This is a genomic window from Aliiglaciecola sp. CAU 1673 (assembly GCF_029223185.1).
Taxonomy (GTDB): domain Bacteria; phylum Pseudomonadota; class Gammaproteobacteria; order Enterobacterales; family Alteromonadaceae; genus Bowmanella.
Genome location: NZ_JARHUG010000004.1, coordinates 88,370 through 108,312 on the forward strand (window position 1 = coordinate 88,370; position 19,943 = coordinate 108,312).

A 19,943-nucleotide genomic window follows, 5' to 3' on the forward strand; every position below is an offset into this window, starting at 1 on the left:
GTATGACCAGCAAGCCTCTGAGAGTCGGTGTTTTCAGCAGTAAGGTCTACGACAGACAATACTTAACAGCTGCTAACCAGGGACGGCATGAGTTACTTTTTCTGGACACTCGCCTGCAGGCTGACACCCTGCCTCTGGTGAAAGATATTGATACTGTGTGTGTTTTTGTAAACGATCGGCTGGACAGTACAGTCATTGAAGGGCTTAAAGCGCATCAGGTCGGGCATATTGCCCTTCGCTGCGCCGGCTTTAATAACGTGGATTTAGACGCCGCCAAAGCAGCAGGCATCAGTGTCTCACGCATTCCTGCCTATTCCCCGGAGGCGGTGGCTGAGCATACTTTGGCACTGATCCTGACCTTAAACCGACGCTTGCATAAAGCCTACAACAGAGTCAAAGAGGGCAACTTCTCTCTCGATGGCTTGTTGGGGTTCAATGTGCATGGGAAGACCATTGGCATCATCGGCACCGGCAAGATTGGTATGGCATTTTGCCGACTATTACAAGGCTTTGGCTGCAGGGTACTGTGCCATGACATCCAGGAACAGGCCGATATAGGCGCGATAGGCGCCCAGTATGTGGACTTGGACAGGCTTTTTGCAGAAGCGGATATTATCAGCCTGCATTGTCCGCTGACCCCTGATACCCACTATTTGATCAACGATCAGCGTATTGCGCAAATGAAACAAGGGGTAATGCTAATCAATACCTCAAGAGGCGCTATGATCGACAGCCAAGCGGTGATCAGAGGCCTGAAATCCGGCAAAATCGGCTATCTCGGACTGGATGTGTATGAAATGGAAGGTGACTTGTTTTTCCGGGACTTATCCAATGAAATCATTCAGGACGACGTCTTTTTACGCTTAGCCACCTTCCCCAATGTTCTGATCACCGGGCACCAAGGCTTTTTCACTCATGAAGCCCTGACCCAAATTGCCAACGTGACCCTCAACAATCTCGATGCCTTTGCCAAAGGCAAGTCAGATCCTAATACCTTCCTGATTAGCCAGTGACCGGGCGGGCCAGCAGATGGAAATACCGGCCAAGCCACAGATAGGGATGTTTGTCGCCATAGGCCAGCTCGCTGGCCTTTAGCTCTTCATAGTGACTTTGCTGTAATGACTTGTCTCTGACATAGTCATGGAAACAACGGATCCCAGCCTTGTGAAAGACGTCCCAACCGGCCTTTTCAAAATAACCAATCACCTCTGCTGGATACAGCGAATTATTGGGATTCAGACGCACACGATTAGGCACAATAAAGTCTTTTTTGATGTAATCGAAATTGCCATAGATCAGATTGCTGAACAGGTGCGCATCGCGATTGAAGAAACTTAAGGATAAACAACCTCCTGGCGCCACCAGCTTGAGCAAATGATCGACTGTGTCAAAGGGTTCGCTCAGCCACTCTAATACCGCATGGCAAATCACCAGATCAAACTGCTCTGTCTCTGGCAACGACACTATTGGACCACAGTGAAAGCGCACATCCCCCGCTGAACTCAGTTTGTCTTTGGCCAAGGTCAGCGCATCTTCTGACACATCATTCAATAGCACCTGATGACCCAGTTCGAGCATGGATTGTGTCATCACGCCGGTCCCACCGCCCGCATCCAGCACTTTTAAAGGCGAAACAGGAAGATGTTTACTCAGATGGTGTAACAGCAGTTCATGTCGCAGTTTTCCTTTACTGGTCCCGTAGATATTGCGATCGAACTTCTCAGCAATCTGGTCGAAACTCTGGTCTTTCTGAGTTTGTTTATTCATCACGCTGACTCAGGCTGGATTGTCGATATCAATAAAACGCACATCAACATCGAACTTTTGGGCCAGTAATTCGCCCACGGCTTTTGCGCCATAGCGCTCGGTAGCATGATGGCCAGCGGCAAAAAACTGAATGCCGCATTCTCTGGCCACATGAATAGTCTGTTCTGAGACCTCACCACTGATAAATGCATCTACGCCCTGCTCTGCCGCTTGTTCGATAAAACTCTGGCCGCCCCCAGTACACCAAGCAACGGTGTGGATAGTACCGCCATGCCCTTCGACCAACGGTTTTCGCTCAAGCTTTTCTTCAATCCGAAGGGCCAGTTGCGCAGCCGTTAATGCTGTTTTAAAGCGTCCGCGCATGGCCACACTCTGGGGATTATCTGTCTCCAGTCCCCCTTCAGTCTCAATATCCAGCAGCTTTGCAAGTTGCGCATTGTTGCCCAGCTGCGGATGGATATCCAAAGGCAGATGATAAGCAAACAGACTGATATCATGAGCCAACAGTGCCTGCAGGCGACGCTTGCGCATCCCTACTACGCGGGGGTCTTCCCCACGCCAGAAAAAGCCATGATGCACAAAGATGGCATCAGCTTGCTGAGCAATGGCCGCATCAATCAGGGCTTGCGAGGCTGTTACACCGGTAATGATGCGGTTAATCTGCGATTTGCCCTCAACCTGCAAACCATTAGGACAATAATCTTTGATGCGCTCAGGTTTGAGGGTTTCATTTAAGAATGACAACAGGCTTTCGCGGCTTAAACTCATGGTGCATCTCTGTTCAACGGCGACACTGGCCGAAAGTTAGACTTTGAAGGGCAAACAAGGTATAACAAGCTCTTCTGCTTTTCCAATCACTTAAAAAAGAAAGGTAAAAAACCACGTATGAGCAAGTTGGACAAAGATCAGGTAGTCGCCCAGTTTACTGAGGCATATAAAGCCGCCCACGGCAAAGCGCCACAAATTGAAGCCAAAGGTGGCTGGTATAGTGTCGATGGTGGAAAGAACCTACGCCTGGCACAGCTCGAAGAGATGATTGCAGAGCTAGGGGGCGCCAAGGCAGCTCCTGCTAAGGCTGAGAAGAAAGCAAAGCCTGCTGCAGCCAAACCAGCAAAAGCGGCCAAGAAGAAATCCGGTGGCAGTTTCTCTGTAAAAGCATATTGGGCGGAACAGTTAGCCGAGAGAGGCCAAAGCGGTCGCCAACCTCGATAAGCCTTATCGGTTATGAAAAAAGCGGCGTCATGCCGCTTTTTTTGCTTTTTAAGAGGCCTGTTTCTCAACTTCTAAAAACTGAGAGAAGCGCTCTTTGGTTCTGGTCACCGCCTGACGATGGTCAACCACCGGTTTCGGGTATCCGGTACCCGCAAATTCTTTCCATTGCGACGGCTCATGGATAAATTTATCCGGTACGCTCTTAAGCTCGGGTAACCAACGCCTGATAAAGCGACCTTTTTCGTCATACTTTTTGCTTTGAATGGTGGGATTAAAGATCCGAAAATAAGGTGCGGCATCGGTACCTACCGAAGCACTCCACTGCCAGCCCCCATTATTCGATGCAAAATCGCCATCGATAAGCTGTGACATAAAATAATCTTCCCCCCAACGCCATGGCAGAAGCAGATGCTTGCACAGGAAACTGGCGGTGATCATGCGAAGCCTGTTATGCATCCACCCGGTTTGATTCAAACAGCGCATGGCAGCGTCGACAATGGGATAGCCGGTTTTCCCCTCTTGCCAAGCCTGAAGAAGGGCCTTGTCATCATCCCAGGCAAAGTCATCGTATTTCTCATTAAAGCAACGAAAACGACAGACATGGGGGAAGTGAAACATCACATAACGATAAAAGTCCCGCCAGGCTAGTTCTCTTAACCATAAGAAGGCCCCATTTCCGCTCTCATGCACTTTTTGGCCGAAGCGATTGAGCATGACTTGATAGAGCTGATGGGGCGACACGATGCCAAGGGAAAAATAAGGCGAAAGGCGACTGGTTCCTTCTGCAGCAGGAAAGTCACGCTGCTCCTTATAAGCAGACACAATCTGCATAAAGTCTTGTGTATTTGCATCGATGACACTGTCTTCTACTGGCCAATCCTCTGCACGCTCTTCAAGCAGGAAGGAGGCTAACACTTCATCGTCTGCAGGCGCATCTATTCGCTTGCCAGGAAATGACGGCTTGCCAGGTGGAATTCCTTGAGTTTGTAACTGTTCCAGCCATACCTTGAAGTATGGAGTGAATACCTTATAGGGCGCCCCTTGCTGATTAAGCACCTGATCAGGCCGCACCATGCACGTGTCGTGAAAAACGCCGATATTGATGTCATTTTTCTGTAATCTGGCTTTAACGGCACGATCACGACGTCTTTCATCGAGTTCGTATTCTGCATTGAAGTAAAGATCTTGAATCCCCTGAGCCAGACAAAAGTCAGCCAGTGTATCTGGGATATCGGCGTTGCTTTCTACCGTCAACAAATGCAGAGGCAGGCCTTTTTCTGCGAATTGCCCACGAAGAAACTGCAATCGTCTGGCAAGCATATCCAACTTACATTTAGCCAAACCATAAGATGCCCACTGCCCTGGGGTCAGGATAAACAACAGTTTTACCTGCTGATGATTTTCCAAGGCGTAATGTAGCGGGCTATGCCAGCCCGTGCGCAGATCGCTGCGCAGCCATACCAACGCGGACATATCAGCCTCTTAAACCGAGAGTCGACGGGTAGGGGTCAAAGAATGCTTGCTGCTGCAAATAGTCATTTGGATAACGACGCAGATAATGCTTAAGTAGCGTCAGTGGCGCCATCAGGGGCAGGTGTCCCAACCGGAAAGCTTCAATTTGTTCACAAAGTTCGTGCTTATCCGCTTTATTAAGATGAGATTTAAAATACCCCTGGATGTGCATCAGCACATTTGTCTGTTTCTTGCGATTAGGGACTTTTGACAACGCCTGCATCATCAAACCCAGATACTGCTCAATGGCACTTTCCAGGTGCACCTTAGCGTTGGCTACAAGCCTGCCTAATTGGCGATAGACAACCGGGCTGTAGGACATGATAAGTAACTTGTAACGACTATGAAATGCGACCAAAGACGACACAGACGGGTTTGATGCCACCTGTTCACGAAATGCCTGGTAGGCAAAAATACGCGTAACAAAACTTTCCCTGAGCCCGGCGTCGTTGAGCCGACCATCTTCTTCCATTGGCAGATGGGGAAAATGCTGCTTAAGCAGTTGCACAAACAGCCCTTGGCCATCCTTGCGCTGTAACTCCCCTTCTTCTGAGTAGACTTTAATGCGCTCCATGCCACAACTGGGTGACTTGGCGGCCAGAATATACCCATCTAAAGGGGCAAGCTGTTCGAGGTGCTGTGAAAAGAAGCGCTGCATTTTGTCTGTGTGATCGATGGAACCGTCCTTCGAATCGGTCAGACGAATGCCGTGGGCGGTTTCACGCAAATGAATGGTAGGTCTTGGCACCGACATGCCCATACCCACTTCCGGACAAAGGGGCACAAAAGAAACGTACGAGCCTAGCTTGTCCATCACGAAACTAGACCTTTTGTGGCCGCCATCGTAACGAACCTTACTCCCCATCACACAAGCACTTATCCCTATTTTGGGCATCGCATACTCCAACAGTTTTTTGAATCCTTATGACCAAGATTCTAGTTAAATTTCAACTGCTTTGGATACGATATGTATAAGGATCAGGATCACCCTGCTCGGCGAGTCACATTCCCTTTAGGGGTGCGGGTAAGGCCATAGATAACATCTTCCCGAGGCAGAACAATCAGGCTCAGGCCCAAATCACCTTTACCCAGTTGTAGCTTATTACCCTCGAGGACACGCAGTACTTTGGCTATTTTACCTTGATGTACACCGCGTTTAATAAAGACATGACGACCGGTCAGGTTGCCCGGTTGGGAGAGTGCAGAGACAAAATCTTTTGCCGCTGGCATGATGACCTCTAATGCAGAAGAATCCCCAGAATAAGGTTTCTGCAATTCACAACAGATTATTCTGCTGTTGGAGTAGCTGCATTGGTTAAGAATTTTAGAGTAAGCCGTAAAAAACGAAATGGGCTTCGCGTATCATCCTTTATGCGTTGGTATATACGCACATAACTAACACGGCCATACATACAAAAAACGCACCTTACGGTGCGTTCTTATTATGAAGCCGGTTTGGTATTTTCCACCCGGCTTTTCAGCTTCTGTCCAGGGCGGAAAGTCACTACCCGCCTGGCTTTGATGGGAATATCTTCCCCCGTCTTCGGATTTCGGCCCGGACGCTCATTTTTCTCGCGCAGATCGAAATTGCCGAAACCGGATAATTTCACCTGCTCACCGGACTCCAGTGCTTCCCGGACTTCTTCGAAAAAGGACTCGACCAGATCTTTCGCGTCACGCTTGTTAATGCCAAGCTTTTCGAACAAATGTTCCGCCATATCGGCTTTCGTCAGCGCCATAAACGTCAATCCCTCAGAGATGCCCCAAACTCATCTGACAAGGCTGCCAGAATCTTATCTACCACAGCTTGAATCTCATGCTCTTCAAGGGTTCTCGCTGGGTCCTGTAAGGTTAAAGAGATCGCCAGGCTCTTGCTGCCTGGGTCAATTCCCTTGCCCCTGTACACGTCGAACAAGTTTAGGCCAACTAGTTGATTTCCGCCAAATTTTTCTATGCAAGACAGAATATTTGCGACCTCTACATTTTCTTGAACAACAATCGCGATATCACGCCTGTTAGACGGGAATTTAGAGATTTCTTTGGCCTGTGGCAAAGCACGTTGACTTAGCGCATCCAACAACAGTTCAAACACAAAAGTACGGCCGTTGAGGCCCAATGTCTTTTCAAACTGCGGATGTAATGCCCCTACCCACCCCATCACTTCGCCGTTACGCAGAATGGCCGCTGACTGACCGGGGTGCAAAGCACTGTGCTCCATTGCTTTGAAGCTGAAAGACCCGATCTGCGCGGTACTGGAAAGTAGCGCTTCGACAGCCGCTTTGGCATCGAAGAAGTCCACCGCTGTGCTGGGCAGATCCCAATGCTCTGACTGACGCAGGCCAGCCAGCACACCACCGATGACTGACTCCTGACGCACGGCCGCCTCGGCAGAGCTGTCAGGCACAAACCTTAACCCTGTCTCAAACAAAGCAATTTGGCTCTGCTGGCGTTTTTGGTTGTAGGAGACCGACTGCAGTAATCCCGGCCACAAGCTGACGCGCATAGCAGACATTTCCACAGAGATAGGATGCGGAAGCACCAGCGCCTCATATTGTGGGAACAGCTTTTGCTGAACCTTGGGATCCACAAAGGAATAGGTGATCGCTTCCTGGAAGCCCAGGCTGACCAGACGCTGCTTTAACAACATCAGCGGCGTCTGTTGTTCCTGGTGGGTGGCCATTTTGAGGCTCGCGGTTGGCGACACTACCGGTACATTGTTGTAACCAAATACGCGCGCCACCTCTTCTATCAGATCTTCTTCAATCGTGATATCAAAGCGATAGGCAGGGACGTTCACTGACCATTGCTGACCATCGTCGCTGACCTCAAAGCCCATCTTACTGAAGATATTGGTAACTTGTTCGGCATTGACTTCGATGCCCAGCAAACGGCTCAGACGTTTACGACGAAGGCGCAGGGACTTGGCCTTAGGCAAGTGTTCATCACTCTTGGCTTCCACGATGGGACCGGCTTTACCGCCAACGATCTCAAGCAGCAGCGCAGTGGCTCGCTCCATGGCTTCACGCTGTAACGTCGGATCCACGCCACGCTCGTAGCGATGCGAGGCATCGGTATGCAAACCATATTGGCGGGCTTTGCCCATCATAAAGTCAGGGGCAAAAAACGCGCTTTCCAGGAAGATGTTACGGCTCTGTTCGGTCACACCAGAGGCTTTGCCCCCGAAAATGCCGGCCATAGCCAGGGCTTTTTTCTCATCGGCAATCACCAGCGTATTGTCGCTCAGGGTAACTTCGTCACCATCGAGCAGCACCAGTTTTTCCCCCGCCTTGGCAAGGCGCACATGGATAGCCCCTTCAAGCACCTCATTGTCGAAAGCATGCATAGGATGACCAAGCTCAAGCAACACATAGTTGGTCACATCCACCACCGGATCGATACTACGCACACCACAGCGGCGCAATCTCTCTTTCATCCATACCGGGGTTTTGGCATCCATATTGATGCCTTCAATGATTCGCCCCAGATAGCGGGGACAGGCGGCTGCATCATCCAAAATCACGTCGCGATGCGCTTCGATAGTCACTGGTGATTCAGTAATAGCCGGTCCACAAGCAGTCAGCTGATTTAGCACACCCACTTCACGGGCCAATCCTTTGATACCGAGGCAATCGGCGCGGTTAGGGGTTAAGTCCACCTCAATACTGACATCATCCAGTTGCAGATAGTCACGTAAATTCTGACCAACGGGTGCATCAAAGGGCAGTTCAATAATGCCATCGTGATCTTCAGAAAGCCCCAATTCAGACGCCGAGCACAACATACCATGGGAAGGCTGACCACGTAGCTTAGCCTTCTTAATCTTGAAGTCTCCGGGCAATACCGCGCCGACGACAGCAACAGCTACCTTAAGGCCCTGACGGCAGTTTGGCGCACCGCAAACGATATCCAACAACTCGCCCTGCCCCACGTCCACTTTGGTCACGCGAAGCTTATCGGCATCAGGATGCTGTCCACATTCCACCACATGCCCTACCAATACATCGCTAAACTCCGGTGCCACTGGCTCCACGGCATCCACTTCCAGACCGGCCATGGTGATCTGCTCGGCCAATTGTGCTGGTGAAATGGATGGGTTTACCCATTCTCTTAACCACTTATCACTGAATTTCATTGAGCAAACTCTTCCTATTTAAACTGTTTCAGGAAACGCAGGTCGTTTTCGAAGAAGGCACGAAGGTCGTTGACCTCGTAGCGCAGCATGGTCAGGCGTTCTACGCCCATACCAAAGGCAAAACCTGTGTATTCCTCAGGATCGATATTCACTGCCCGAAGTACATTGGGGTGCACCATGCCACAGCCCAGAACTTCCAACCACTTACCGTTTTTACCCATCACATCCACTTCGGCAGACGGCTCGGTAAAAGGGAAATACGAAGGACGGAAGCGGATCGACAGTTCGGCTTCAAAGAAGTTATTCAAAAAGTCGTGCAAGATGCCTTTGAGTTCGGCAAAGCTGACATTTTTATCCACCATCAGGCCTTCTACCTGGTGGAACATGGGCGTATGGGTCTGATCGTAGTCGTTACGATACACCCTTCCCGGGGAGATGATCCGAAGTGGCGGCTTCTCGGTTTCCATGGTGCGTATTTGCACGCCGGATGTCTGCGTACGCAACATCAGATCAGGATTGAAGTAGAACGTATCGTGATCGGCCCTGGCCGGGTGATTCGCCGGGATATTCAAAGCATCGAAGTTATGAAAACCATCTTCGATTTCAGGACCGGCCTTAACAGAAAATCCTAACTCGCCGAAAAACTGCTCGATACGAGCGATGGTGCGGGTTACAGGATGCAGGCCACCGGTGGCTTTACCGCGACCAGGCAGGGTCACGTCTACCTTTTCCTGAGCCAGTTTGACGTTCAGTTCTTCACGCTGCAGGAATTCCTGACGAGCGTGGATCATCGCCTGCACCTGCTGCTTGGCTTTATTGATTCTCTCGCCTGCGGCAGGACGTTCTTCTGCCGACAACCGGCCCAGACCTTTCAGCAGTTCTGTCAGGTGGCCTTTCTTGCCGAGAAATTCCACTCGAACCTGATCCAAGGCGACCAGATCGGCTGCTGCGGCAACCCGCTGTTCAGCCTCTTTGCAAATGGCTTCAAGATCCATGCTTTCCCCAGTGTTATTTATAATGATTTCAGTAAATACCGACTCGATTAAACAAACCCTCTGGCTCCACGCTGAATGATTCAACGAGTGACAGCCGGGTGCTCAGTGAGAATCTGTTGCTCAATCGACTAGGCATCAAACAAAGCCTTGAATTCTACACGATCCTAGAAACCTAGGAACAGGCTTAAAACAGCAAAAATCTTAGGTTATCTGTTGTTTTTGGAGGAAGTTACCCAGCTTTTTGAAAAACCAATATTCAGAAAAAGAAAACGGGGAGCATCCGGCTCCCCGTTTCCCGAAAGAACTTAAGCTTAAAGGTTGAATTTAAGCCAGTGCGCCTTTGGCCGCGTTGACCAGTGCGCTGAATGCCGCTTTATCGTGAACCGCGATATCGGCCAGGATCTTACGATCGATCTCGACAGAGGCTTTCTTCAGACCGTTGATGAAACGGCTGTAAGACAGACCATTCTGACGAGCGGCCGCGTTGATACGGGCGATCCACAGTTGACGGAATTGACGCTTGCGCTGACGACGGTCACGGTAGGCATATTGACCTGCTTTAGTAACCGCCTGCACCGCTACGCGGTAAACACGTGAACGTGCACCGTAGTAGCCTTTAGCTTGCTTCAGAACCTTCTTGTGACGCGCGCGGGCGATCACACCACGTTTTACTCTTGCCATTATTCAGTCTCCTAAGCTTAAGCGAACGGCAACATGCGTTGGATCAACGCAGTATCCGAGTCATGGGCCAGTTTCTTGCCACGCAGATGGCGCTTACGCTTGGAGCTCTTCTTGGTCAGAATGTGACGCAAGTGAGACTGTTTACTCTTGAAGCGGCCTGAAGCTGATTTCTTGAATCGCTTCGCAGCACCGCTTTTGCTTTTCATTTTAGGCATTGCTAAAACTCCGCATTGTTTAAGTTACAACTTGGTAGCAGGGCGAACAGATGCGCAGTCATCTGTTACTTGTAGGCCGTTGCTTACCGCTTGGTTGGGGCGAGCACCATGATCATCTGACGGCCTTCCACCTGTCGGGGGAAGGACTCGCAGCTTGATACGTCTTCCAAATCACCTTTAACGCGATTGAGAAGCTCAATACCAATCTCTTGGTGAGCCATTTCACGTCCGCGGAAACGAACTGTGACTTTGGCCTTATCACCCCCTTCTAGAAAGCGACGCAGGTTGCGCAGTTTTACCTGGTAATCGCCTTCATCAGTGCCAGGGCGGAATTTAACCTCCTTGACCTGAATTTGCTTCTGTTTCTTCTTCTGCTCTTTCTGAGCCTTACCTTTCTCGAAGATAAACTTGCCGTAGTCCATTATTTTGCAGACCGGTGGCTCTGCATTTGGACTGATTTCGACTAAGTCTAATTCCACTTCAGCCGCTGCACTCAGTGCCTGAGAAATGGAAACGACGCCAATCTGCTCCCCTTCCACTCCAATCAAACGAACTTCTTTTTCTCTTATCTCTTCGTTTATGCGGGCTTTTGCCGAGTCTTGGCCTCTAGTGTTAGCGGCTTTAATATGTGATTCCTCCAGGAAAATTAATCGATATTGCGAGACCGGACTTGCTCCAACGCCTTAGCGATGAAGTCTTCAACTTTGAATTTGCCCAAATCTTCGCCTCTGCGAGTCCTTACTGCAACCTCGCCGGCTTCCATTTCTTTATCACCGACAACCAGCATGTAAGGAATACGCCTTAAAGTGTGCTCGCGGATTTTAAAGCCAATCTTTTCATTTCTCAAGTCAGACTTCGCTCTAAGCCCCGATTCTCGCAACTTTTTCACAACTTCATTGCTGTAATCAGCCTGATTATCGGTAATATTCAGTACCACGGCCTGCATGGGAGCTAACCACAAGGGGAAATAGCCAGAATATTCTTCGGTCAAAATACCGATAAAACGCTCCAATGAACCCAAGATGGCACGGTGGATCATCACCGGCACTTTACGCTCACCATTTTCCGCCACATAAGTACTGCCTAAGCGTCCGGGCATAGAGAAGTCGAGCTGCACCGTGCCGCACTGCCATGCCCTATCCAGACAATCATGCAGGGTAAATTCAATCTTGGGCCCGTAGAAGGCGCCCTCTCCCGGCAAATACTGGAATTCGATACCATTGGCATCCAATGCATCAGCCAGGGCTTTCTCGGCCTTATCCCAGGCTTCGTCCGAACCTACACGCTTCTCGGGGCGAGTGGACAGCTTTACCGCAATTTTGTCAAAACCGAAGGTTTGATAAGTCTCGTAGACCATGCGAATGCAGCCACTGACTTCTTCGAGGATCTGCTCTTCGGTACAGAAAATATGGGCGTCGTCCTGAGTAAAACCACGTACCCGCATCAGGCCATGCAAGGCACCAGAGGGTTCGTTGCGGTGACAGCAACCAAACTCGGCCATACGCAGTGGCAGGTCGCGGTAGGACTTGAGGCCCTGATTAAAAATCTGCACGTGACCGGGACAGTTCATCGGCTTGATGGCGTACATGCGCTTTTCCGATTCGGTAATAAACATGTTCTCGGCATATTTATCCCAGTGACCGGATTTCTCCCACAAGGTACGGTCCATCATCAATGGCCCTTTCACCTCGTCATAATCGAAGTTACGCAGTTTCTCGCGAACAAATTTTTCCAGCTCGGTGTAAATGGTCCAACCGTCGTTGTGCCAGAACACCATGCCAGGTGCTTCTTCCTGCCAGTGGAACAGGTCGAGCGTTTTACCAATTTTACGGTGGTCACGCTTTTCAGCTTCTTCCAGGCGCTGCAGATAGGCTTTCAACTGCTTCTTATCGGCCCAGGCGGTACCATAAATGCGCTGCAACATTTTATTGTCGCTGTTACCACGCCAATAGGCCCCTGCTACCTTCATAATTTTAAAATGCTGGCAGAAGCGCATGTTAGGTACATGCGGACCACGGCACATATCGATATATTCTTCGTGATGGTACAGGCCCGGTTTGTCGTCGCGCTCGATGTTCTCATCAAGAATTTGCATCTTGTAGAATTCACCACGCTTCTCAAAGGTATCGTGTGCTTCTTGCCAGTTAACTACCTTCTTGACCACGTCATAACTGGTATCGGCCAGTTCTTGCATACGCTTCTCAAGCTTTTCCAAATCATCCTGACTCAGCGCATGATCCATATCGACATCATAATAGAAGCCATTGTCGATGACCGGACCGATGGCCATCTTGGTGTTAGGCCATAGCTGTTTAATGGCATGGCCAAGCAGGTGTGCACAGGAGTGACGGATAATCTCTAATCCTTCCTCATCCTTGGCAGTGATAATTTGCAACTTGGCATCCTGATCAATCAGATCGCAGGCATCCACCAATCGACCATCCACTTTACCTGCGATGGTAGCCTTGGCTAATCCGGGACCAATATCGTTGGCCACGTCCAGCACAGAAACAGGGTTTGCAAATTGACGTTGACTGCCGTCGGGAAGCGTAATAACAGGCATGAAAAATCCTCAACAGTGGTGACACAAACCAAGCGCCACTTGTCTTTATAACGAAAAAACACCCGGGCGGGTGTTCACACAATCCAGTAAAATGTCTGTTACCATCAGACCCCGCAACTATATCCATTTGGACACACGGATGCAATTTCTGATTCTGCTGGTTTTAGCCAGCCTCATGCCCTCTATGGCGTTTGCCGATTGTGTGGCAGGCTTTGATGGTTGGAAACAGGCAAAAAAAGCGCAAGGCGTGACCGTCAGTAAGCGTCAATTGGCTAACGGCCAACTGGAAGTCTGTGCATCAACCGCAGTGAGAACACAACTTAGCGCATTTATTCTGCTACTACGTGACACCGAGCATGCGCCGCAGTGGATAGCCAATGCCCATCGCGTCACCCTACTGGAGCGTCCTGCACATAATGTAGATGTGGTACACAGTATTTTTGATTCGCCCTGGCCGGTCCAAGACCGCGATCTGGTGACACGCTCGCAATATCAGCAAGATGCTGACAGCCTGGTATTAACCCTGCAGGTACACTCCGTACCAGATGCATTACCTCCCTCTCCCAATACGGTGCGAATGGATAATGTTCGGGGAGTATGGGAGTTGACCCCTTTGCAAGAGGGTTGGGTGGCCATACGCTATCAGGGAGAAGGCGATCCTGGCGGCAATATTCCTAATTGGTTGGCGCAACAAATACTGGTTAGCAGCACCTTTGAAACCTTTGCAAACCTCAAAAAAATGCTGCCTTTACCCCAGTATCAGAATAAACCCTTCAGAGATATCAGAGAGTTAGTGATAAACACCCAAAATTCAGCGGCGATACCCTAGTTCTGATCCATACTAACTAAAAAATGAACCATGGCTGTTTGGATATGTGGCATTTTATCAGCGAACAAATCAGTGAGCAGTTAGGTCAGGATTTTATCTGTGATGATACCCGCCAGATTAACGGGGCCTCACACACGCAAAACTTTCGTATCTCAGACGGAAGGTTACGTTTTTTTGTCAAAGTCGCCGAGCAGTCCGCACTACCACGTTTAGAAACAGAAGCCGAGGGTCTGGATCATTTGCGTCAGGCCGAAGGTTTTATCGTGCCTAAGGTGATTTGCCTTGGTACCGTCTCTCAGCACAGCTTCTTGGTATTGGAATACCTTCATCTGCAGGAAGGCTCCACAGACAATTGGTTGGAATTCGGGCGCTGCCTGGCCAGATTTCACGGGTTGCAACAACAGGAAATGTATGGCTGGCAGTCGGACAATTACATAGCCACCACCCTACAGCCCAATGGCTGGCAAAAGAAATGGTGCCAGTTTTTTGCGGAACAGCGGATTGGTTACCAATTGCAGTTATTGGCCGAAAAACAGCTTCTTAAGGTAAAAATTGATCAGGTAGTGGAGTCCATCCGCCAATTGCTTGCCGGTTACCTGCCACCAGTTTCTCCATTGCATGGCGATTTGTGGCAAGGCAACGCCGGATTTTGCCGTCACCGCCCAGTGATTTTCGATCCGGCCTTTTATTATGGGGATCGCGAAACTGATTTGGCCATGACCGAACTCTTCGGACGTTTTCCGCAGGCCTTTTATGATGGCTATGAGGAGATTTGGCCCCTCGAAGAGGGGTATCAGTATCGTCGGCCGGTCTACCAGCTTTACCATACCCTGAATCATGCCCTGCTCTTTGGTGGGCAATATCTGCAAAGTGCCAAAAGCCAACTGCAGAATCTTGAAGGCTAACGACTGGATCACTGTATCTGCTGTCCGCATAATAAGGACAGTCTTCTCATACAACGTATAACTCTATGGAAAATAAGGTCATTTTTATCAGTGGCAGTGCCAAGCGTTTAGGTGCAGCCATGGCCAAACACCTACACAGTCTTGGCTACAATCTGGTTTTGCATTGTCGACAGTCAACCGAGCAGGCCGAAGCGTTAGCCACCAATCTGAATACACTCAGGAGCAACAGCGCGAAAGTGGTGTCGGCCGACCTGTGTGATATGGGTAATCTGGCCAACCTGGCAAAGCAGATCGTCGCCTGCTTTGGACGACTCGATGGTCTTATTAACAATGCTTCCAGTTTTTACCCAACGCCCATGGGACAGATCCGCCTGGAAGATTGGCAGCAGTTGGTCGGCTCTAACCTTCAGGCCCCACTTTTTCTCAGCCAATACCTTGTTCCCTATCTGCGAGCGCAAGGTGGCGTGATCATCAATATGGTTGATATTCATGCTGAAAAGCCTCTGTATGAGCACTCTGTCTATTGCCTGGCGAAAGCCGGATTGGTCTCTCTGACCTACTCTATGGCGGTTGAACTGGCCCCTGAGATCCGCGTGAATGGTATTGCGCCCGGCGCCATACTCTGGCCTGAGCATGCGCTTGAAAGCGGGGAAAAGCAGCAGGTGATCAATCAAATCCCACTAAAACACTTAGGATCGGAGCAGGATATCGCGCAGGCAGTCGCGTTTTTATTAGATGCCCCCTACATCACCGGACAGATCCTCAAAGTGGATGGCGGACGAAGTTTGCATGGCAGTGGCAAGGTCTGATCTTGCACCCTTGCCGATCCTGACCCAGACTCAAAGCACCATTAACAGAAGATTCAAGCAAAGGAACAGACTATTCCAACCATTTCGGAGGAGGCATGAAAACCAAAAATGTACAGATAGATTGTCCACAATGCGGACATTCCTTGCATCTGTTACTGGATTACAGCCAGGGCGACCAGGACTACTACGAGGATTGCAGTAACTGCTGCCATCCCATCCATATTGCTATGCACGTGGATGTTGAGCATAAGAGGTTGGCCCTTAGGATAAACGCTGACGACGAGCAATATTATTGAGATTAAAAGGGTATTCCAGAGTCTGTGCCTGTTTGCTGATGTGCGCAGGAGTATGGGCTCTAAGCGGATGTTTTTTTGAACCGGCCTTACCTAAACTCCTGAATACCTATGGCACACGGCTAGCGACCCTCCTGGAAGCCAATGCCCCACCCTGCTGCAATACTCCCTCTTTACCGTCAATTCCTACTTTGGAAAACAGTGCAAAAGAAGTGACCATTGAGCTCCGTACCTTCTATGCGCTGCGTCATTGCGATGTTTACAGTTTAGTGGCAGAGCGAAACACTGCCCTTGGTAAGCTGCAAAGTCCATCACAACGCTACCTCTACGAACTGGCTTTGCTGCAGGGATTAGCGCGTTGTCAGAGTCAATTGAACGACAACAATATCAAGGCAGAGATAGACACCTGGATAGAGCAAAAGCAAACACAATTACCGCTGAGTTTTGCCAATTTGATGCACAGTACTGAAATCAGGCACAGTTTGGCGTTGGGAAATGGCTATATTGATGGTGAAGAAGATGGTCTAAGTCAGAGCATGGCCGGATATCAGTACTTACAATCACTGAGAGATCCAGGGCCTGGATGGGAAAACAACCACAAGCTGGAAACTCACCTACAGCAACTTCAACGACAGGCGCTTCCTGCCAGAATGTTTCGCTCGTCTTTGTTAATATCGGAACAACTTGAGCGCATCACCGCCATGTTACATGAACAAGCACCGCAATGTTCAACTCCTCAGGAGAAGCAAAAAGCGGAGTATTTAGTGAATGTATTCAAACTTTTCTTTATTGACAGCCTGCAACCTATGGCCGGCAAATTGAATCACTATCACCACCAACTCATTCCCGTTTTAAAGAAGCTGACTGCTGACAATCCCAATCTGGGACCTTTACAACTTTGGATAGCTGCGCGATACCAACAGGATTTCAGTAACTACCAGGACCAATGGCAGAAACACGTGCAATGGTGGCAGGCTTTTTTGAAACGATGCGAACTTAAGGCCCCTTTTCCTAACAACGCATTAGCCCCTGGCTAACCACCTTAACTTCCACTGACGAGGGGCCAATACCAGACAAGCAATCAGCGTTATTGCCAGGGCAAACAGATTAATCGCAAAGACCATGTCATCTTGGTGTTTATTAAGGAATTCCAGTGGCACAGAATAATGGAAACCAGCATGCAAGGTCAGCCAGAAGTCCTGCGCCTGCACGTGAACGCATTGCATCAGGTAGAAGGGGTAAAGTAGCCATTTGGACATGTCTTTACGCAGTATGGCCAAAAATGATCCGGAGATCCCCAGCGACACAAACAACGCGTTAAACACATAGAACTTGGAAAGATGAAAGCTGTCATGCAGAAAGTCGAAAAAACTTGCCAGACTTAAAGACATACTCACGACGCCAAGCAACGCCACATCCATTTTCTGCATTGAAAATCCCTTTTTCCTGAAACTAGCCTACTGCACACACATCAAATGGAATTTTATTGATTGATAGTTGATGGTGGCGACTTCTAAGTTGGGTGTATTTTACCCAGCCTTGTTAAAAAGTCAGCATGAAATGTAAAGATTTCGGGTTTTATGCGGCTTTTGTAAGGGATTTTGGTTCTTAATCAGTTGGTTAGGGGTTTGGTTTTTTGGGAGATTAGGGGAAGTACGGTACGGAAAACCGGAATAACAGTAGAGGATTGTGAAACACTTCCTGTGTTTCACCGCTTCGCGGCCAGCTAGGCGGCTCAAACCAATTTCTCGTCTGCCGCGTTAAGAATAAAAAAACGTGGCCCGCGCATCGTCGCATCGTCGCATCGTCGCATCGTTTGAAATGCTAATTCGAGGGATTACTCGGGCTGTCCATGCCCTCGCCCTTCAGGCCATCGCGGACTGCGCGATGTTCCACCAATGGGTATGGAACCCATTGGAACAGCTTTAGCTGGCCTGCTTGCAGGTGAGCCATAGGGATATGGCGAATAAAACGCTCCTGGCAAACTGGTCGAACCCGCGGGGGTGTTAAACAAAGAAGGTTGGGATGTTGCTGTTTGCCTAAGGCTGTACCGCGAGGGATTGTGAAACACTTCCTGTGTTTCACCGCTTCGCGGCCAGCCGTTCGGCTGTCCAAAAACGCTCCTGGCGTTTTTTGTCGAACCCACGGGGGTTCTCACCCCCGGGGCTTTCGCCGGGGTTAAAAACAAAAAGGCCCACGCTGTCGCGTGGGCCTTTTTGTTTTTAATATGGCGGAGAGCGAGGGATTCGAACCCCCGGACGGTTTAACCCGTCGCCTGATTTCAAGTCAGGTGCATTCAACCGAGCTCTGCCAGCTCTCCGTGAAGTGGGCTGCATACTAATGAGCTTTTCCCACCTTGTAAAGGGGTATTTAGTCCACTTTTGTTTGTTTGACGCATGTTTAGTCAGTTTGGCTTTTTTTAAACCGAAACCTAAGATCTTTTCGGTGCCGCCACCGGTATTCCTTGAAAAAGGGAACCAAAGCCCATAAAAATACACTATTGGAATAAGCGGTCATTTTTTAGTGACTGTTCACAAATCGGAGCAAAAAATGGAACAGAATACCCTTTATCGCAGTACGACTGAAACGTCGGCACTGCAAACCAACAAGGTGTTGCGTAACACCTATATGCTACTGGCCATGACCCTGTTGTTTAGTGCCGTGTGCGCCGGTATCAGCATGTCCATCGGCATTTCTCCGCTCGCTTCCCTGGGCATGAGTATTGGTGCTTTTGTATTGCTGTTTGTGGTCAATAAAACTGCTGACAGCGCGGCAGGCATTTTCTGGGTATTTGCCTTTACCGGTCTGTTGGGTGGCTCTTTGGGCTTCACCTTGAACCTTTATGCCGGCCTTCCAAACGGCCCCGAACTGATTATGCAAGCCTTCGGCGCCACAGCCCTGGTGTTCTTTGGTTTGTCGGCTTATGTGCTGACCACCAAGAAAGATTTCTCTTTCATGGGCGGCTTTTTGATGATTGGTCTTATCGTTGCCATTGTGGCTGCGATCGCCAATATTTTCCTTCAGATCCCGGCCATGAGCCTGGCCATCAGCGCCGGTATTGTGTTGATTATGTCTGGCCTGATTTTGTTTGATACCAGCCGTATCATTCATGGCGGCGAAACCAATTATGTGCGTGCCACCGTCAGCTTGTACCTGAATATCTACAACCTGTTTGTTTCTATTCTGCATCTCCTTGGCGCCTTCGGCGGCGACGAGTAATTAACACACAGCCCGGTCCCCGATTCTCGTTATAACTGAAATCGGGTACCGGAGTCTCTTCTGTTTGACTATGGCCAACTTCACTCTCGTTGTTACCTCTCCCCCCTTTGACAATCAAGGCAGCGAAAGCGCCTTGTCTTTTGCCGACGCACTGTTGGCAAAAGGCCATATGCTCAATGGCGTGTTTTTTTATCAAGCAGGCGTTCATCACGCCAATGGTTGGCAAACGCCCCCTAATGATGAGATGAACCCATTTAAGCGATGGTCAGCCTTGGCATCACAGTATCGGTTTCCCCTGCATGTTTGCATTACCGCTGCTAATCGCCGTGGATTGCTGGAAGAAGACAATGAAGTGGTAGAGGGACATAACCTGCTGTCGCCCTTCTTAGCCAGCGGATTGGGGCAATTAGTGGAGCTTTGCGAAGACTGTGACCGGGTGGTGCAATTCTGATGTCAGCGCAATTTGGTCTGCTTTTCAGAAGCGCTCCCCATGGCAATGCTAATGGTCAGGAAGCACTGGATTTAGCCTTGGTCGCCGGCACCTTCGGGCAGGATGTGGCGCTGTTTTTTCTGGATGACGGCGTGTTTCAGCTGATGAAAGACCAGCATCCAGAGCACATTGGCCGCAAAAACTATAGCCGTACCTTTGCCGCCCTGGAATTTTACGATATCAATCAGATTTATGTGTGCCAGGTTAGCCTTAACGAGCGAGGACTACATAGTGCCGATCTTTGTATCGAGGCTGAGGTGCTAACGAGCGAACAATGGCAAGAAAAAGTGGCTGACTGCCAGCATATTCTGAGTTTTTAAT

General features: G+C 49.6%; 23 protein-coding genes and 1 tRNA gene. 10 read left to right on the forward strand and 14 right to left on the reverse strand.

Annotation, left to right across the window (positions count from 1 at the left end):
• The first annotated feature begins 2 nt into the window (after positions 1 to 2).
• The gene (locus P2G88_RS04920; RefSeq protein WP_275794604.1) at positions 3 to 1,013 is read left to right on the forward strand and encodes a 2-hydroxyacid dehydrogenase; all 1,011 of its coding nucleotides are present in this window, start codon (positions 3 to 5) and stop codon (positions 1,011 to 1,013) included.
• Here P2G88_RS04920 and P2G88_RS04925 read toward each other — a convergent pair.
• Both P2G88_RS04925 and P2G88_RS04930 read right to left on the reverse strand, forming a co-directional pair.
• Positions 1,003 to 1,767, reverse strand: coding sequence for a methyltransferase domain-containing protein (locus tag P2G88_RS04925; protein WP_275794605.1), 765 nt, complete (start codon positions 1,765 to 1,767; stop codon positions 1,003 to 1,005). The two genes, P2G88_RS04920 and P2G88_RS04925, sit on opposite strands and share 11 nt — an antisense overlap.
• A 9-nt stretch (positions 1,768 to 1,776) precedes the next feature.
• The gene (locus P2G88_RS04930; RefSeq protein ID WP_275794606.1) at positions 1,777 to 2,535 is read right to left on the reverse strand and encodes a Nif3-like dinuclear metal center hexameric protein; all 759 of its coding nucleotides are present in this window, start codon (positions 2,533 to 2,535) and stop codon (positions 1,777 to 1,779) included.
• A gap of 117 nt (positions 2,536 to 2,652) precedes the next feature.
• Here P2G88_RS04930 and P2G88_RS04935 point away from each other — a divergent pair, with 117 nt between their 5' ends.
• The gene (locus P2G88_RS04935; protein ID WP_275794607.1) at positions 2,653 to 2,979 is read left to right on the forward strand and encodes a hypothetical protein; all 327 of its coding nucleotides are present in this window, start codon (positions 2,653 to 2,655) and stop codon (positions 2,977 to 2,979) included.
• A 48-nt stretch (positions 2,980 to 3,027) separates the two neighbouring features.
• Here the strand turns inward: P2G88_RS04935 and phrB are convergent, their stop codons facing one another.
• The 10 genes from phrB to thrS all read right to left on the reverse strand — a co-directional run bounded on the left by phrB (position 3,028) and on the right by thrS (position 13,077).
• The gene (gene phrB / locus P2G88_RS04940) at positions 3,028 to 4,452 is read right to left on the reverse strand and encodes a deoxyribodipyrimidine photo-lyase (protein WP_275794609.1); all 1,425 of its coding nucleotides are present in this window, start codon (positions 4,450 to 4,452) and stop codon (positions 3,028 to 3,030) included.
• Between the two features lies 1 nt (position 4,453).
• Positions 4,454 to 5,386 (reverse strand): DUF523 and DUF1722 domain-containing protein, encoded by a 933-nt coding sequence (locus P2G88_RS04945; protein WP_275794610.1) that lies wholly within the window; start codon positions 5,384 to 5,386, stop codon positions 4,454 to 4,456.
• An 89-nt stretch (positions 5,387 to 5,475) separates the two neighbouring features.
• Positions 5,476 to 5,721: a DUF3912 family protein gene (locus P2G88_RS04950; protein WP_275794612.1), complete on the reverse strand. Its 246-nt coding sequence runs from the start codon at positions 5,719 to 5,721 to the stop codon at positions 5,476 to 5,478.
• Positions 5,722 to 5,933: 212 nt separating this feature from the next.
• Complete coding sequence (locus P2G88_RS04955; RefSeq protein WP_275794613.1) at positions 5,934 to 6,230, reverse strand: integration host factor subunit alpha; 297 nt, start codon at positions 6,228 to 6,230, stop codon at positions 5,934 to 5,936.
• Between the two features lie 5 nt (positions 6,231 to 6,235).
• Positions 6,236 to 8,623, reverse strand: coding sequence for a phenylalanine--tRNA ligase subunit beta (gene pheT / locus P2G88_RS04960; RefSeq protein ID WP_275794614.1), 2,388 nt, complete (start codon positions 8,621 to 8,623; stop codon positions 6,236 to 6,238).
• A gap of 14 nt (positions 8,624 to 8,637) precedes the next feature.
• On the reverse strand, positions 8,638 to 9,618 hold the full coding sequence (gene pheS / locus P2G88_RS04965) for a phenylalanine--tRNA ligase subunit alpha (protein ID WP_275794617.1): 981 nt from the start codon (positions 9,616 to 9,618) through the stop codon (positions 8,638 to 8,640).
• 324 nt (positions 9,619 to 9,942) lie between these two features.
• Entirely contained in the window at positions 9,943 to 10,299 is a 357-nt protein-coding gene (rplT, locus tag P2G88_RS04970) for a 50S ribosomal protein L20 (protein ID WP_102795354.1), read from the reverse strand.
• Positions 10,300 to 10,316: 17 nt separating this feature from the next.
• Complete coding sequence (gene rpmI / locus P2G88_RS04975; RefSeq protein ID WP_275794618.1) at positions 10,317 to 10,514, reverse strand: 50S ribosomal protein L35; 198 nt, start codon at positions 10,512 to 10,514, stop codon at positions 10,317 to 10,319.
• Between the two features lie 83 nt (positions 10,515 to 10,597).
• Entirely contained in the window at positions 10,598 to 11,155 is a 558-nt protein-coding gene (infC, locus tag P2G88_RS04980) for a translation initiation factor IF-3 (protein WP_275794795.1), read from the reverse strand.
• 5 nt (positions 11,156 to 11,160) lie between these two features.
• On the reverse strand, positions 11,161 to 13,077 hold the full coding sequence (gene thrS, locus P2G88_RS04985) for a threonine--tRNA ligase (RefSeq protein ID WP_275794619.1): 1,917 nt from the start codon (positions 13,075 to 13,077) through the stop codon (positions 11,161 to 11,163).
• Between the two features lie 139 nt (positions 13,078 to 13,216).
• Here thrS and P2G88_RS04990 point away from each other — a divergent pair, with 139 nt between their 5' ends.
• From P2G88_RS04990 to P2G88_RS05010, 5 genes are all read left to right on the forward strand, one after another.
• Entirely contained in the window at positions 13,217 to 13,906 is a 690-nt protein-coding gene (locus P2G88_RS04990) for an START domain-containing protein (RefSeq protein ID WP_275794620.1), read from the forward strand.
• A gap of 44 nt (positions 13,907 to 13,950) precedes the next feature.
• Entirely contained in the window at positions 13,951 to 14,811 is an 861-nt protein-coding gene (locus tag P2G88_RS04995) for a fructosamine kinase family protein (protein ID WP_275794621.1), read from the forward strand.
• A 65-nt stretch (positions 14,812 to 14,876) separates the two neighbouring features.
• Positions 14,877 to 15,620 carry a pteridine reductase gene (locus P2G88_RS05000; RefSeq protein ID WP_275794622.1) on the forward strand — a complete coding sequence of 248 codons (744 nt, stop codon included), beginning with the start codon at positions 14,877 to 14,879 and terminating at the stop codon, positions 15,618 to 15,620.
• A 95-nt stretch (positions 15,621 to 15,715) separates the two neighbouring features.
• Positions 15,716 to 15,916, forward strand: coding sequence for a CPXCG motif-containing cysteine-rich protein (locus P2G88_RS05005; RefSeq protein WP_275794623.1), 201 nt, complete (start codon positions 15,716 to 15,718; stop codon positions 15,914 to 15,916).
• Positions 15,917 to 15,954: 38 nt separating this feature from the next.
• Entirely contained in the window at positions 15,955 to 16,950 is a 996-nt protein-coding gene (locus P2G88_RS05010) for a DUF3080 family protein (protein ID WP_275794796.1), read from the forward strand.
• Here the strand turns inward: P2G88_RS05010 and P2G88_RS05015 are convergent.
• Together P2G88_RS05015 and P2G88_RS05020 are read right to left on the reverse strand one after the other, a co-directional pair.
• Positions 16,936 to 17,343 carry a hypothetical protein gene (locus P2G88_RS05015; protein WP_275794624.1) on the reverse strand — a complete coding sequence of 136 codons (408 nt, stop codon included), beginning with the start codon at positions 17,341 to 17,343 and terminating at the stop codon, positions 16,936 to 16,938. The genes P2G88_RS05010 and P2G88_RS05015 overlap by 15 nt on opposite strands.
• A 798-nt stretch (positions 17,344 to 18,141) precedes the next feature.
• Positions 18,142 to 18,233 (reverse strand) — tRNA-Ser (locus P2G88_RS05020).
• Positions 18,234 to 18,463: 230 nt separating this feature from the next.
• Between P2G88_RS05020 and P2G88_RS05025 the strand changes: the two genes are divergently transcribed.
• The 3 genes from P2G88_RS05025 to tusC all read left to right on the forward strand — a co-directional run bounded on the left by P2G88_RS05025 (position 18,464) and on the right by tusC (position 19,942).
• A complete protein-coding gene (locus tag P2G88_RS05025) occupies positions 18,464 to 19,132 on the forward strand; it encodes a Bax inhibitor-1/YccA family protein (protein WP_275794625.1) in 669 nt (222 codons plus the stop codon).
• Between the two features lie 70 nt (positions 19,133 to 19,202).
• A complete protein-coding gene (gene tusD, locus P2G88_RS05030) occupies positions 19,203 to 19,583 on the forward strand; it encodes a sulfurtransferase complex subunit TusD (RefSeq protein WP_275794798.1) in 381 nt (126 codons plus the stop codon).
• Entirely contained in the window at positions 19,583 to 19,942 is a 360-nt protein-coding gene (gene tusC, locus P2G88_RS05035) for a sulfurtransferase complex subunit TusC (protein WP_275794627.1), read from the forward strand. Before tusD ends, tusC begins: the two co-directional genes overlap by 1 nt.
• The last annotated feature ends 1 nt before the right edge of the window (position 19,943 follow it).

Excerpts from the sequence above, each read along its gene's own strand:
- P2G88_RS05000 (WP_275794622.1), top strand. The coding sequence starts at position 14,877 with ATGGAAAATAAGGTCATTTTTATCAGTGGCAGTGCCAAGCGTTTAGGT.
- P2G88_RS04955 (WP_275794613.1), bottom strand. The coding sequence starts at position 6,230 with ATGGCGCTGACGAAAGCCGATATGGCGGAACATTTGTTCGAAAAGCTT.
- P2G88_RS05005 (WP_275794623.1), top strand. The coding sequence starts at position 15,716 with ATGAAAACCAAAAATGTACAGATAGATTGTCCACAATGCGGACATTCC.
- P2G88_RS05025 (WP_275794625.1), top strand. The coding sequence starts at position 18,464 with ATGGAACAGAATACCCTTTATCGCAGTACGACTGAAACGTCGGCACTG.
- pheT (WP_275794614.1), bottom strand. The coding sequence starts at position 8,623 with ATGAAATTCAGTGATAAGTGGTTAAGAGAATGGGTAAACCCATCCATT.
- tusC (WP_275794627.1), top strand. The coding sequence starts at position 19,583 with ATGTCAGCGCAATTTGGTCTGCTTTTCAGAAGCGCTCCCCATGGCAAT.
- P2G88_RS04920 (WP_275794604.1), top strand. The coding sequence starts at position 3 with ATGACCAGCAAGCCTCTGAGAGTCGGTGTTTTCAGCAGTAAGGTCTAC.
- pheS (WP_275794617.1), bottom strand. The coding sequence starts at position 9,618 with ATGGATCTTGAAGCCATTTGCAAAGAGGCTGAACAGCGGGTTGCCGCA.
- rplT (WP_102795354.1), bottom strand. The coding sequence starts at position 10,299 with ATGGCAAGAGTAAAACGTGGTGTGATCGCCCGCGCGCGTCACAAGAAG.
- P2G88_RS04935 (WP_275794607.1), top strand. The coding sequence starts at position 2,653 with ATGAGCAAGTTGGACAAAGATCAGGTAGTCGCCCAGTTTACTGAGGCA.
- rpmI (WP_275794618.1), bottom strand. The coding sequence starts at position 10,514 with ATGCCTAAAATGAAAAGCAAAAGCGGTGCTGCGAAGCGATTCAAGAAA.
- P2G88_RS04950 (WP_275794612.1), bottom strand. The coding sequence starts at position 5,721 with ATGCCAGCGGCAAAAGATTTTGTCTCTGCACTCTCCCAACCGGGCAAC.
- P2G88_RS04925 (WP_275794605.1), bottom strand. The coding sequence starts at position 1,767 with ATGAATAAACAAACTCAGAAAGACCAGAGTTTCGACCAGATTGCTGAG.
- tusD (WP_275794798.1), top strand. The coding sequence starts at position 19,203 with ATGGCCAACTTCACTCTCGTTGTTACCTCTCCCCCCTTTGACAATCAA.
- P2G88_RS05010 (WP_275794796.1), top strand. The coding sequence starts at position 15,955 with ATGTGCGCAGGAGTATGGGCTCTAAGCGGATGTTTTTTTGAACCGGCC.
- P2G88_RS04930 (WP_275794606.1), bottom strand. The coding sequence starts at position 2,535 with ATGAGTTTAAGCCGCGAAAGCCTGTTGTCATTCTTAAATGAAACCCTC.
- P2G88_RS04995 (WP_275794621.1), top strand. The coding sequence starts at position 13,951 with ATGTGGCATTTTATCAGCGAACAAATCAGTGAGCAGTTAGGTCAGGAT.
- P2G88_RS04945 (WP_275794610.1), bottom strand. The coding sequence starts at position 5,386 with ATGCCCAAAATAGGGATAAGTGCTTGTGTGATGGGGAGTAAGGTTCGT.
- thrS (WP_275794619.1), bottom strand. The coding sequence starts at position 13,077 with ATGCCTGTTATTACGCTTCCCGACGGCAGTCAACGTCAATTTGCAAAC.
- P2G88_RS04990 (WP_275794620.1), top strand. The coding sequence starts at position 13,217 with ATGCAATTTCTGATTCTGCTGGTTTTAGCCAGCCTCATGCCCTCTATG.
- P2G88_RS05015 (WP_275794624.1), bottom strand. The coding sequence starts at position 17,343 with ATGCAGAAAATGGATGTGGCGTTGCTTGGCGTCGTGAGTATGTCTTTA.
- phrB (WP_275794609.1), bottom strand. The coding sequence starts at position 4,452 with ATGTCCGCGTTGGTATGGCTGCGCAGCGATCTGCGCACGGGCTGGCAT.